Source organism: Sphingorhabdus sp. (assembly GCF_046154385.1).
Taxonomy (GTDB): domain Bacteria; phylum Pseudomonadota; class Alphaproteobacteria; order Sphingomonadales; family Sphingomonadaceae; genus Sphingorhabdus_B.
Genome location: NZ_JBJXFW010000049.1, coordinates 35034 through 47480, shown reverse-complemented (window position 1 = coordinate 47480; position 12447 = coordinate 35034). Strand labels below are relative to the sequence as shown.

General features: G+C 54.8%; 14 protein-coding genes. 10 read left to right on the top strand and 4 right to left on the bottom strand.

What is annotated here, in order from left to right; translation table 11 throughout:
- On the top strand, nucleotides 1-585 hold the full coding sequence (locus ACKVOS_RS10965; protein ID WP_160353739.1) for an HNH endonuclease: 585 nt from the start codon (nucleotides 1-3) through the stop codon (nucleotides 583-585).
- A gap of 164 nt (nucleotides 586-749) precedes the next feature.
- Here the strand turns inward: ACKVOS_RS10965 and ACKVOS_RS10960 are convergent, their stop codons facing one another.
- Nucleotides 750-1289, bottom strand: a complete 540-nt coding sequence (locus ACKVOS_RS10960; protein WP_409212042.1) for a (2Fe-2S)-binding protein — start codon at nucleotides 1287-1289, stop codon at nucleotides 750-752.
- A 191-nt stretch (nucleotides 1290-1480) separates the two neighbouring features.
- Entirely contained in the window at nucleotides 1481-2245 is a 765-nt protein-coding gene (locus ACKVOS_RS10955; protein ID WP_409212041.1) for a class II aldolase/adducin family protein, read from the bottom strand.
- 224 nt (nucleotides 2246-2469) lie between these two features.
- Here ACKVOS_RS10955 and rpsU point away from each other — a divergent pair, with 224 nt between their 5' ends.
- The 3 genes from rpsU (at nucleotide 2470) to ACKVOS_RS10940 (ending at nucleotide 3624) form a co-directional block, all read left to right on the top strand.
- Nucleotides 2470-2676, top strand: coding sequence for a 30S ribosomal protein S21 (gene rpsU, locus ACKVOS_RS10950; RefSeq protein WP_125231027.1), 207 nt, complete (start codon nucleotides 2470-2472; stop codon nucleotides 2674-2676).
- Nucleotides 2677-2788: 112 nt separating this feature from the next.
- Nucleotides 2789-3421 carry an FKBP-type peptidyl-prolyl cis-trans isomerase gene (locus ACKVOS_RS10945; protein WP_409212040.1) on the top strand — a complete coding sequence of 211 codons (633 nt, stop codon included), beginning with the start codon at nucleotides 2789-2791 and terminating at the stop codon, nucleotides 3419-3421.
- 44 nt (nucleotides 3422-3465) lie between these two features.
- Complete coding sequence (locus ACKVOS_RS10940; protein ID WP_409212039.1) at nucleotides 3466-3624, top strand: hypothetical protein; 159 nt, start codon at nucleotides 3466-3468, stop codon at nucleotides 3622-3624.
- Between the two features lie 2 nt (nucleotides 3625-3626).
- Here the strand turns inward: ACKVOS_RS10940 and ACKVOS_RS10935 are convergent, their stop codons facing one another.
- Nucleotides 3627-4094 carry a hypothetical protein gene (locus ACKVOS_RS10935; RefSeq protein ID WP_409212038.1) on the bottom strand — a complete coding sequence of 156 codons (468 nt, stop codon included), beginning with the start codon at nucleotides 4092-4094 and terminating at the stop codon, nucleotides 3627-3629.
- Nucleotides 4095-4097: 3 nt separating this feature from the next.
- Nucleotides 4098-5621, bottom strand: coding sequence for a fumarate hydratase (locus ACKVOS_RS10930; RefSeq protein ID WP_409212037.1), 1524 nt, complete (start codon nucleotides 5619-5621; stop codon nucleotides 4098-4100).
- A 529-nt stretch (nucleotides 5622-6150) separates the two neighbouring features.
- Between ACKVOS_RS10930 and ACKVOS_RS10925 the strand changes: the two genes are divergently transcribed.
- The 6 genes from ACKVOS_RS10925 to ACKVOS_RS10900 all read left to right on the top strand — a co-directional run bounded on the left by ACKVOS_RS10925 (nucleotide 6151) and on the right by ACKVOS_RS10900 (nucleotide 12394).
- Nucleotides 6151-8109, top strand: coding sequence for a ribonucleoside-diphosphate reductase subunit alpha (locus ACKVOS_RS10925; RefSeq protein ID WP_409212036.1), 1959 nt, complete (start codon nucleotides 6151-6153; stop codon nucleotides 8107-8109).
- A gap of 58 nt (nucleotides 8110-8167) precedes the next feature.
- Nucleotides 8168-9007 carry a class I SAM-dependent methyltransferase gene (locus ACKVOS_RS10920; protein ID WP_409212035.1) on the top strand — a complete coding sequence of 280 codons (840 nt, stop codon included), beginning with the start codon at nucleotides 8168-8170 and terminating at the stop codon, nucleotides 9005-9007.
- A gap of 29 nt (nucleotides 9008-9036) precedes the next feature.
- Nucleotides 9037-10089, top strand: coding sequence for a ribonucleotide-diphosphate reductase subunit beta (locus tag ACKVOS_RS10915; RefSeq protein ID WP_373475954.1), 1053 nt, complete (start codon nucleotides 9037-9039; stop codon nucleotides 10087-10089).
- A gap of 28 nt (nucleotides 10090-10117) precedes the next feature.
- Nucleotides 10118-11287: a helix-turn-helix domain-containing protein gene (locus ACKVOS_RS10910; RefSeq protein WP_409212034.1), complete on the top strand. Its 1170-nt coding sequence runs from the start codon at nucleotides 10118-10120 to the stop codon at nucleotides 11285-11287.
- A 203-nt stretch (nucleotides 11288-11490) separates the two neighbouring features.
- Nucleotides 11491-12054, top strand: a complete 564-nt coding sequence (locus ACKVOS_RS10905) for a hypothetical protein (protein WP_409212033.1) — start codon at nucleotides 11491-11493, stop codon at nucleotides 12052-12054.
- 223 nt (nucleotides 12055-12277) lie between these two features.
- Entirely contained in the window at nucleotides 12278-12394 is a 117-nt protein-coding gene (locus ACKVOS_RS10900; protein ID WP_409212032.1) for an excalibur calcium-binding domain-containing protein, read from the top strand.
- The last annotated feature ends 53 nt before the right edge of the window (nucleotides 12395-12447 follow it).

The following is a 12447-nucleotide window of genomic DNA, read 5'->3' as shown; positions in this document are numbered from 1 at the left end:
ATGTTGCATACCGGAACGTTCGAAGCGGCAGGAAGGGCAAGGCATCCGGAAAATTGCCCATCGCTGGTGCTCAATGCAGATTATACCCCGCTCAGCTATTATCCGCTGAGCCTCTGGCCGTGGCAGACCGCCATTAAGGCGGTGTTTCTGGATAAGGTCGATGTCGTTTCAAGCTATGACCGCCACGTCCACAGCCCGAGCCTCGACATCAAGATTCCTTCGGTCATTGCCCTGCGTCAATATGTCAAACCGTCGGAATATCCTGCTTTCACCAGGTTCAACCTGTTCCTGCGGGACAAGTTTGAATGCCAATATTGCGGTTCGGGCGATAACCTAACTTTTGATCATGTCGTCCCGCGCCGGTTGGGCGGTATTACAAGTTGGGAAAATGTCACGACCGCCTGCCTTTCGTGCAATCTGAAAAAGGGTGGCCGCACGCCGAAACAAGCGCATATGCAACTCAATATGGCTGCGATCCGTCCGACGAGCTGGCAATTGCAAGATCGTGGCCGCGCATTCCCGCCAAATCATCTGCATGAAACATGGCACGACTGGCTCTATTGGGATATCGAGCTGGAGGGGTGAATTAGACGCGGACAGTGTTCAGAGGCTGCGCCGTGGTAAGGGGACAGTCCCCAAGGTTGCGCTTTACGGGGACTGTCCCCTTGGGGACTGCCCTAGGTTGCGCTTTACGGGGACTGTCCCCTTGGGGACTGTCCTCAACGCCGCATACTACAGAACCCGCCTACCTACTCCGTCACGGTCAACGCGGGCACCGCCCGTGCGGCATCTTCGGGTGTAATCCCCGGCGGCGGCGCGGCGGCTATGCGTTCTTCGCCCCGCATCACGCGGCCTGCGCGCTTGATGGCGTCGCGCAAACGGGGATAGATGCCGCATCGGCACAAATTGGTAATCGCCGCATTGATTTCTTCATCTGTCGGATTGTTGTTCTTTTTCAAAAGCACAGATGCTGCCATGATGATGCCGGTAATGCAAAAACCGCACTGCGGGACATTGCCCGCGACAAAGGCCTGCTGCAACGGATGGCTGCGGTCGCGGCTCAGGCCTTCAATCGTGGTGACAAACCGGCCCTCGGCCTCGGCTATGGTGACGAGACACGAACGGATCGCTTCGCCGTCAATTTCCAATATGCAGGCCCCGCAATCGCCCGTGCCGCACCCATATTTGGTCCCGGTCAGGTTGGATGCATCGCGCAACGCCCAAAGCAATGGCGTTTGCGGGTCCATTTTATATTGCACTGGGCGATCGTTAACGGTGAATTTGGTCAAAGCGCCGGTCCTGCCGAAGGATGGGTATGAAAGAGCCGCATATTATCATGTTACCCTCCCCTAACCCCTCCCGCAAGCGGGAGGGGGACTATTGATTTCATCAACTCCCCTCCCGCTTGCGGGAGGGGCCGGGGGAGGGTGTCGCGCTCCCCTCCCGCTTGCGGGAGGGGCTGGGGGAGGGTCAGAGTCATTCAATCCCGCCAGCTTTTGTCGATCCGGTCGACCTTGCGGACCATCGCGTCAAATTCGACCCGGCCGGAACCACCGGGGGGCGACGCCATATAAAGGTCGCGTTGATGCACAGCGATGACGTCTTGCGATACCATGATCGGTTGGCCCATTTGCATGGTCGCCATTTGATGTTCGCACGCACGCTGCAATGCCCAATATTTGATAAATGCGTCAGGCAAGGTCTTGCCCATCACGACCGGCCCGTGATTACGAAGCATCAAAATGCGCTTTTCACCCAGATGTTCGACCAGACGCACGCCCTCTTCTTCGCGTACCGTCACGCCTTCAAAATCATGATAGGCCAACTGCCCCATGAAATTGCAGGCATAGAAATTCACCGGCTGCAACCCGCCTTCGAGTGAACATACGGCCACGGTGGCGGTCGTGTGGGTGTGGATGATGGCATGGGCATCGGGCAATGTGCGGTGGAACAGGCTGTGCTGGACAAATCCGGCCTTGTTCACATGCCATGGATTATCGACATCCAGCTTGTTCCCGTCGATATCGATTTTAATCAGGCTGGATGCGGTGATTTCACCAAAATGCATCCCATAAGGATTGATAAGGAAGGCGCCTTCCTCATCCGGCACCTTGACGGTGATGTGATTGAAAACCAGTTCATCCCAACCGAACATCGCAAAAATGCGGTAACAGGCTGCGAGCTCTTGCCGTGCCGTCCATTCAGCCTCGCTATAACTGCTATTTGCCTTTAGCTGCGTTGCCATAGGTCCATCCTCTCTTTTGATTCCCGAATGCGTTATACGATGAAATGAAACAGGGAATGGGGCAAGTCCAGCCATTTCCGCCTGTTTATACTTGAATTATCTTAAAAGCGAAGCTAAGGCGCGCCTCAATACGCCGCAGCTGTGTTGCGGCATTTTTCATTTTTACCGCATTTTTGGCCTGTTTTCCGCCAATTTTGCCGATTCGATTCGGAGTGAAGTTTTTTATGCAAATCATGGTTCGCGATAACAATGTTGACCAAGCCCTACGCGCGCTGAAAAAGAAGCTGCAGCGTGAAGGCGTGTATCGCGAAATGAAACTGCGTCGCCATTTCGAAAAGCCTTCGGAAAAGCGCGCCCGTGAAAAGGCCGCTGCTGTCCGTCGTGCCCGCAAGATGGAGCGCAAGCAGCAAGAACGTGACGGCGCGAAATAAGCGTTGTTAATATGGTACAGGGAAAGCGCCGCACAGGCGCTTTTTTTGTGTCTGGAAACCGACGCACTTTCTGCTAGTCAGCGCACAAACCATAGCGATCAGGAATTTCATAATGACCGTAACTGCCGTTCCCATCTTGCCGATTAAAAAAGGGTCATTGACCAAATTATGGATTGGCGTTGCCCTGGTGCTGGCGGCCGGTGGTGGTCTGGCATATTGGGGAACCAGCGATGTGCGTCAGGAATTTGGTGATGTCGTGACAACCGAATCAGGTTTGCGTTACAAAATCCTGAAAGCAGGTGAAGGCAAATCACCGACCGACAATGATGTGGTGCTGATAAAATATACCGGCCGTTTGAAAGACGGGAAGATTTTTGACCAAAATCCGCAAGCGGCCCTGCCGGTAAATGGCGTGGTTCCCGGATTTTCCGAAGGCCTGAAGATCATGCAGCGCGGCGGACAATACCGGCTGTGGATTCCGGCAAGTCTTGGCTATGGCCCCGAAGACCAGCGCAATCCCCAAACCGGCGAAGTCGCTATTCCCGGCGGGAGCGAATTGATTTTTGACGTCGACCTGCTCGAATTTAAATCCCGCGCCGAAGTTGACGCAATGCAGCGCCAGATGCAGGAAATGCAAAAGCAACAGGGCGGCGGCGCCCCGCGTGGCGGACAAGCCAGTGGCGCACCACAAGGCCTGCCACCCGAAATCCAGGCCCAAATCGACGCGCAGATGCAAGGGCGGTAAACAAGGATCTTGCGTCACTTTTGCTGGCCGCCTATCTTTTAAAGATGACGGTTTGGACGCAAATTACAATCGAAGAACTCGAGGCCGATGCCATCGCATTCGTCGAACGCGCCGAAATGGGTGAGCGATTTGAGGTGTCCAGAAATGGAGTTGTGATTTTGGCTCTTGTGCCAAAAGAAGAGCGAACGAGCGAAATGGCTTGAGATCAGGGCGTGTCCGACCAAATCAGTCTTGCAATGGACTTGAATTGGCTGATGCCCATAGAATGGCGTTCATTGCGCGACCTGCTCCCCGGAACACTTAATCGGGCAACGATGTCTTTCTCATCCGCCTCCCAAATTTCACGGGGTTGCATTGTTTGGTTGTCGACTAAAATCAAAAGAACAATGTCAAACTGATCACCGCATTTTATTGCGGGGCACCGCCCGACATATCGTGTTGCCCAAGGGACTGCCCTCCCTTTGATTTGCACGCGGAGCCGATCGCCGCCACGCACCAACCACCCATCGAATCCAGCTGTCCGTGCAGGCGCAAGTTCAACGCCCAATATCTGCGATGCCGCTAACTCTGCCAATTCACCGGTGACACCCAATGGCTTTCCCGTTGCGTTGCGGTAGCGCAGCGCCAGTGAACGGATATCCTGAAACAGCGCATTCGATTCTTCGGGGTCCACGAATCAAACCCCCGCCAATAATCCTTCGTCCTTGATCCGCTTCTGCCACAACGCTGGTGCAAGCTGGTGCACATTGTTGCCTTCGCTATCGACGGCAACGGTCACCGGGAAATCCTGCACGTCAAATTCGTAGATCGCTTCCATGCCGAGATCTTCAAAACCGACGACCTTGCTGCCCTTGATCGCACGCGCAACCAGATAGGCCGCACCGCCCACCGCCATCAGATAAGCGCTCTTGTGCTTGGCAATCGCTTGCGTTGCTGCCGGACCACGCTCGGCCTTGCCGACGCAAGCCAGCAGGCCCTGTTCCAGCATCATGTCCATGAATTTGTCCATCCGCGTCGCCGTGGTGGGCCCCGCGGGGCCGACAATTTCTTCGCCTACCGGGTCAACGGGGCCCACATAATAGATCATTCGCCCCTTGAAACTGACCGGCAGCTCCTCACCCTTCGCCAGCATGTCGGCAATCCGCTTGTGGGCCGCGTCGCGTCCGGTCAGCATCTTGCCGTTCAGCAACAGCCGGTCACCCTGTTTCCATCCCTGCACATCGGCAGCGGTCAGCGTGTCGAGGTCGACGCGTTTCGCGGCCGCATCGGGTTTCCAGTCCACCTTTGGCCATTCGTCAAGCTTAGGCGCTTCCAGATAGGCCGGTCCCGACCCATCAAGCGTGAAATGCGCGTGGCGGGTGGCGGCGCAATTGGGGATCATCGCCACAGGCTTACCCGCCGCATGGCAGGGCGCATCCATGATTTTCACGTCCAATATCGTCGACAGTCCGCCAAGCCCCTGCGCGCCGATACCCAGTGCGTTGACCTTGTCGAAAATCTCGATCCGCATGGCTTCAATATCATTTTGGGGGCCGCGTGCTTTCAAGGGTCCCATGTCGATCGGTTCCATCAATGCCTGTTTGGCGAGCAGCACGCAATGTTCCGCCGTACCGCCAATGCCGATGCCCAGCATTCCGGGCGGGCACCAGCCAGCGCCCATCTGGGGCAGCATTTCAACCACCCAGTCGACAATATTGTCGGACGGATTCATCATCTTGAACTTCGACTTATTCTCGCTGCCGCCGCCTTTTGCCGCGACATCTACACTGACCTTGCCGCCGGTCACCATTTCGACGTGCAACACGCACGGCGTGTTGTCCTTGGTATTGCGACGGGTAAAGGCCGGGTCCGCCAAAACTGACGCGCGCAGCTTGTTTTCGGGATGCAGATAGGCGCGGCGCACCCCTTCGTCGACCACGTCCTGCAAGGATTTCGAGCTTTCATCTAAGCGGCAATCCATGCCCCATTTGACAAACACATTGACGATCCCTGTATCCTGACAGATCGGCCTATGCCCTTCGGCGCACATGCGGCTGTTGGTCAGTATCTGGGCAATGGCATCCTTCGCCGCAGGAGACTGTTCCGATTCATAGGCGTCGCCCAGCGCACGGATATAGTCCATGGGATGAAAATAGCTGATATATTGCAACGCATCGGCGACGCTTTCGATCAGATCGCTTTGGCGGATGAGTACAGTCATGATTGGGCCCCGTTCGATGATCACACCCCATTGCCCCTAACGCCGGTCCCGCCAGTTTCAACCAATTAGACCCGAATGGCAGAAATATTTTTCGACCGCTATTTTCCATCTTGCGCGCGAAAAAACGCTTAGCGGATCCACGCGTCGCTCCCCTTTGGCACCATGCGAGGTGCGACGAACGGAATCACAATAGCGACGAATGGAATGGTAAATTTACCATTTACCCTCTTGCGTCTGAAAATGAATAAGGCACTATAGGTAGCGGTTGGCCTTGGGGGGCATTACCACAGATTGTGCTTAAAGCTGCAGGACATGATTCTGCCGATGGGGAATATTTTTCCGTCGATAAGCTGGGGACAAGTCGAATTTAGTCCCCTTCGCGGCCCAAATAATGCTAATAAGGGCTTTCGTGCCCTGAGTCGAACAAGACGGGAACGTAGTTTTCGTCAGAGTGTAACGGGCCGGCCTGGCGCGTGGGTATTTCCCGCGCTGCGACAGTGCCGCAAATGGAATGGAGCAACAGGGTCAGATGGATTTCAGGGATATGGGCCAAGGGGCCGACGCAATAGACACAGGAACAACGGATGTGCTCGATAAAGTAACATTGGAAACCGAAGCAAAGGCAGAAGAAACGGCAAAGCCAGCGGCCGCGGCCAAAAAGCCTGCGTCCAGCAAATCTGTCGATGTGCGTCGATTCAACATCGTGACCGATTCATCGCGCGACGCGTTGCTGACGGAATTCGGCAAAGAAACGCTTCAGGACCGCTATCTGTTGCCGGGCGAAAGCTATCAGGATCTGTTTGCCCGCGTCGCGGCGGCATATGCCGATAATCAGGACCATGCCCAGCGGCTGTATGATTATATCTCGAAATTGTGGTTCATGCCCGCAACGCCGGTTCTGTCGAATGGCGGCACCGGTCGTGGCCTGCCGATTTCGTGCTACCTAAACTCGGTGGACGACAGCCTCGAAGGCATCGTCAACACCTGGAACGAGAATGTCTGGCTCGCGTCACGCGGCGGCGGCATCGGCACCTATTGGGGCAGCGTGCGCGGCATTGGCGAACCTGTCGGCCTCAACGGCAAGACCAGCGGCATCATTCCCTTCGTCCGCGTGATGGACAGCCTCACCCTCGCCATCAGCCAGGGTTCGCTGCGTCGTGGATCGGCTGCGTGCTATCTTGACGTATCGCACCCTGAAATCGAGGAGTTCCTCGAAATCCGCAAACCATCGGGCGATTTCAACCGCAAGGCGCTGAACCTGCACCACGGCGTGCTGCTGACCGACGAATTCATGGAAGCCGTCCGCTCGGGCGACGAATTCAACCTGCGTTCGCCCAAAACCGGCGAAGTGCGCAGCACCATCGATGCGCGCAGCCTGTTCCAGAAGCTGGTCGAAACCCGCCTTGCCACCGGCGAGCCGTATATCATCTTTTCCGACACCGTGAACAACGCGATGCCCAAGCATCACCGCGACCTTGGGCTGAAGGTTTCGACCTCCAACCTGTGCAGCGAAATCACCTTGCCTACCGGTCGCGACCATCTGGGTAATGACCGCACCGCGGTCTGCTGCCTCTCCTCGCTCAACCTTGAAACATGGGATGAGTGGAGCGTCGACAAGCAATTCATCGAAGACGTGATGCGCATGCTCGACAATGTGTTGCAGGACTTCATCGACCGCGCGCCCGATGAAATGGCCCGTGCGAAATACTCTGCCGCGCGCGAACGCTCGGTCGGCCTCGGCGTCATGGGCTATCACAGCTTCCTGCAGTCACGCGGCGTCGGCTTTGAAAGCGCGCTCGCCAAATCTTGGAACATGAAGTTCTTCAAGCATATCCGCGCTCAGGTGGACGAGGCATCGATGATGCTCGCCAACGAACGCGGTGCCTGCCCCGATGCCGAAGAAATGGGCGTGATGGAACGGTTCAGCTGCAAGATGGCGATCGCGCCGACCGCATCGATCAGCATCATCTGCGGCGGCACATCGGCGTGCATCGAACCGATCCCGGCGAACATCTACACGCACAAAACGCTGTCGGGCAGCTTCGTCGTCAAGAACCCCTATCTCGAAAAGCTGCTTCAGGCGAAGGCCAAGGACAGCACGAACGTCTGGACCAGCATCCTCGAAAAGGGCGGCTCGGTTCAGCATCTCGATTTCCTCACACCAGAGGAAAAGGACACGTTCAAGACCAGCTTCGAAATCGATCAACGCTGGCTGATCGAACTCGCCGCCGACCGCACGCCTTATATCGACCAGGCAACTTCGCTGAACCTCTATATCCCTGCCGACGTGGAAAAATGGGACCTGCTCATGCTCCACTTCCGCGCGTGGGAACTGGGCGTGAAGTCGCTATATTATCTGCGTTCAAAGAGCATCCAGCGCGCCGGTTTTGCCGGTGGCGTCGAAGCGGACAATACCGCCGAAGCGCCCAAGATCGAACTGACCGCAGGCGAACAGACGGATTATGAAGAGTGTCTGGCCTGCCAATAAACTAAGCGCCTCTCGCGTGACGCAGGAGCCGTAAAACCCTTCCGAGGAACCACAATTCATGACTCAAGCCGCTGCCCCTGCTAGCACTGCGCCGAACAGCGACGCTGCGCGCAGCAATGCGGTGCGCGACAAGAGCCGGAACGTAGCCTTTGATGTACCGCAATTCCGCGTCAGCGAACACAATGCCCATTATGAAGGCGAATATGACGCGCGAATGCTGTGCTGGCGGCAACTAGGGGCGGCAGACAAGGCAGCCAATCTGGCGACGTTGCTTGGGACGAAGGCCGCCAATATCGGCTCAGTCCTCGAAGTCGGCTGCGGTACCGGCGATGTCCTTGCCGCGGTCAAGGCGCTTGGCATCGGCAACGACCATCGCGGCGTCGATGTTGCAGACCCCGAGGCACATCGAGGAAACAATTTGAGCGGTACCTACGCCACAGGTGCGCTCCAGCTCGACAGCTTTGACGGCGTGCGCCTGCCTTATGCCGACAACAGCTTCGATCTGGTATTCGCCAGCCATGTCCTCGAACATGTCCCCGACGAGCGCGGCTTTCTCGTCGAACTGGCGCGCGTTGCCAAAGGCCCGATCTATCTCGAAGTGCCGTGCGAGCTAAACCTGCGCACGAGCGAGGCCAATATGCAGACCACGCTCGATATCGGGCATATCAATGCCTACACGCCCGAAAGCTTTGTGCTGACGTTGGCGACTGGAGGATTGAATGTCGGTGCGATGCATCTGTTCGACCATAGCCGAAATATCCACCAGTTCACGAGCAGCGCGCCCGCTGCTGCTGCGAAAATGGTGATGCGCCGCGGCTTGCTAAAACTGTCGCCGCGGTTCGCCAGCCGCCTGTTCACCTACCACGCCGGGGCATTGTGCACCCAGCGCACCCTATGATATAAGAATTAGCCAAGAGGAACCGACCGATGTCACTTTTAGAAGCCCGTAACAGCTACAAGCCTTTCGAATATCCATGGGCCTATGACTTCTGGAAACGCCAGCAGCAGATCCACTGGTTGCCAGAAGAGGTGCCCTTGGGTGAGGATTGCCGCGATTGGGCGCAGAAGCTGTCCGATCATGAACGCAACCTGCTGACGCAGATCTTCCGTTTCTTCACACAGGCCGATATCGAGGTGCAGAATTGCTACCACGAAAATTACGGCCGCGTGTTCAAACCGACCGAAATCAAGATGATGCTGACCGCTTTTTCCAACATGGAAACCGTCCACATCGCGGCGTACAGCCACTTGCTCGACACCATCGGCATGCCCGAAAGCGAATATAGCGCCTTCCTCGAATATGAGGAAATGGCCGCCAAGGTTGATTATATCCACCAGTTTGGCGTCGACAGCGACGAAGACATCGCCCGCACGCTCGCCATGTTCGGCGGCTTTACCGAAGGGCTGCAGCTGTTCGCATCCTTTGCCATGCTGATGAACTTCCCGCGCTTCAACAAGATGAAGGGCATGGGACAGATCGTCAGCTGGTCCGTCCGCGATGAATCGCTCCACTGCGAAGGCATCACCAAGCTGTTCCACGCATTCTGTGCGGAGCGCGGATGCCTGACCAAGGCCGTCAAGGAAGACATCATCGATTGCTGCCAGAAGGTCGTCCGTCTGGAAGACAGCTTCATCGACCTCGCGTTCGAAATGGGCCCCGTTCCCGGCATGACCGCGAAAGAAATCAAGCGCTATATCCGCTACATCGCCGACTGGCGCCTGGGCCAGCTTGGCCTGCCCGCGATCTACATGGTCGAAGACCACCCGCTGCCATGGCTCGCGCCATTGCTGAACGGTGTCGAGCACGCCAACTTCTTCGAAACCCGCGCGACCGAGTACAGCAAGGCCAGCACCCGCGGCGATTGGGGCCAAGTATGGAACAGCTTCGACAACCGTAAGAAGAAGATCATCGGCATTGAGCCGGCCGCCGAGAATGATGGCGTGGATATGTTTGAACAGGCGGGGGTTGCGGCGGAGTAGGTGCGGGCAATCACTTAATGATTAGAAAATGAGTAATTCATTCCGCCTAGAACTCAGCGAAAGAGGAATAAAGGAGCTCGTTAGCGACGGCGTTGCGGAATCAAAATATCTTGATTTCAAGAAAATTTTGCCTGGCCGAGACGAGAGAAGTCGTTCTGAATTTCTGAAAGATGTATGCGCTTTTGCCAATTGTGAAGGCGGGTACCTAATTTACGGCATTCTTGAGAAATCCGGAAAAGCTGGCGCTATCTGCCCCATTACCGATGAGGAGAGTGATCACGCCATTAGACGATTAGGGCAGATCATTGAATCGGGAATTGAACCTCGCATATCGGGAATTCAATTTACATCAATCCTTTGTGAAGATGGCTATACATTATCGTTGCGTGTGCCTGCATCTTTTGACGGTCCGCATCGGTTTACTTCCAATGGAAGCAGTAAGTTTGTGATTAGGAACGGAACTCATACAAGCGAATTGACGTATACCCAATTGCGTGGTGCATTTGATCGTACGGCATCATTGGCAGACCGTGCTCGCACAACATGGAAGGAACGATGGGAATCAACCTCGAATGGCGATACTTGGAAGCCAATTAGGAATGGCCCGGTCTGCTTGATCCAGTTTATACCCATCGCATCGATGACTGGCCGTCAGATGATATCGATGAACGAAGCACATGAACATTTCTCAGACTTTATGTTTTCCGATTGGGGAGGTGCGTCATGTACTTACAACCTTGATGGATTGGTCGTGCATGACGGAGATTTGTCTTCGGAAGTAGGAGCTTTTACTCAGGTTCATCGAACGGGTGTAATTGAGGCTTATCGAACTGGTGGCGCAATCATGAGCGACAGGAAGTTGATACCCTCAACTACTATCGCAACGTTTTTTAGAGAGTCCGTTGGCAAATTTTTAAATGCAGCGAAGAAATTTGATCTTTACGGGCCAGCTATTCTGAATACTGCAATTTTAAATGTTGCTGAATATGAATTTGTTTTAGGTGAGCGTTTTTATAGTCGAGGAGCTGCAATGGCAGACCGGTCGAATCTCATTCTTCCAGAGGTTTGGATAGAAGATTCGATGTCAACTGAATCGATCGACGATATTGCCAGACCAATATTAGATATCTTATGGCAATCATTTGGACGACCTAGATGTTCAGAGTATGACAATAGCGGTTTATGGGCACCACGGTAAACTAGAGTGAAATAGCCGACAGTTCCCATCAAGAAATTTGAAAACTTGATCTGAACCTATTTCCGCTGATAGTAATAATCCGCGAGGGTGTCATTTTTCAAAAAACAAAAGTCGACCGTCTTCTTTTTCCAGTCAGCTTCTAAAGACTCGCCTCAGCTCGCCCTAAGAGCTATGACTACAATAACCATAACGAAGGAGCAGATATGCGCGTTCTTTTCTATGTGGCATTTGTCATCGCGGCTATGACCGGATGCAAGGGCGGTGAGGCTAATCCCAAAAAACCCATTTCAAAGGCAGTTGAGGCTGAAGCCTTTATGAAGGCCGTCAACTTAGCCAAGATTTCCACTGCTGATTTAGTCTTAATTACAGCAGAAAGCGTGACACCAAACAGACCCATCGATTCTTCGTTGTCGCTCAATTCTGCCGATCCAATAATGTGGGATGCAGCAGACACTACGACAGGATCAATCGCATTGGGACCGAACTCAAATGGCAATCCAGGCATCGGAAGTCGAGCTGGTCTTACATTTAAAACCACGTCAGGACTTAGATATCTCGCGTTGTGCCAGCAAGAGGTCCCAGGTGGTGTAGTCCGCTTTTTATTTGGCGGTGCGACAACTGGTTCGGGGTCATTTGCAATGGGTACCAACGAATTTGCCGCTGTATCCGATCAGGTCACGGCAGACGGAACGGGTACATTTCTTTTCCATCAGGAACAGGGAGGCCATAAAATTTTAGGTTGCAGACTATTTGGATTCAAATCCTAATGTGTTTATTCGCAGATGTCGGTGAATCTGTGCTGATAAGTCGCACATGTAAGTAGCTCTTAACCACCCCCTGTCATCCTCCTTGGATGGCACGCGACTCGACCCTGAAATCCATTGCCCCTTTGGCGATCCTGACCTTTATCGCCGTCTATAATTTCCCCATCCAGTCGGAGGAGGAAAAGACCGCGATGCGCTTTACCGAGCAGTCGGTTTATTACCGCTATTGCTCCGATGGCGCGCCGCCGGAAAGGCGCCTTTGCTTCGCGGACAGCCGGGTTACGCCCAGCATCTCGACCGCGATGACGACGGCGTTGCGTGTGAGCCATATTACGGGAACTAATGCCCCCTCTCTCCTTCAGGGGAGAGGTGCGAGACTTGGCGGCTTGCCGCCTA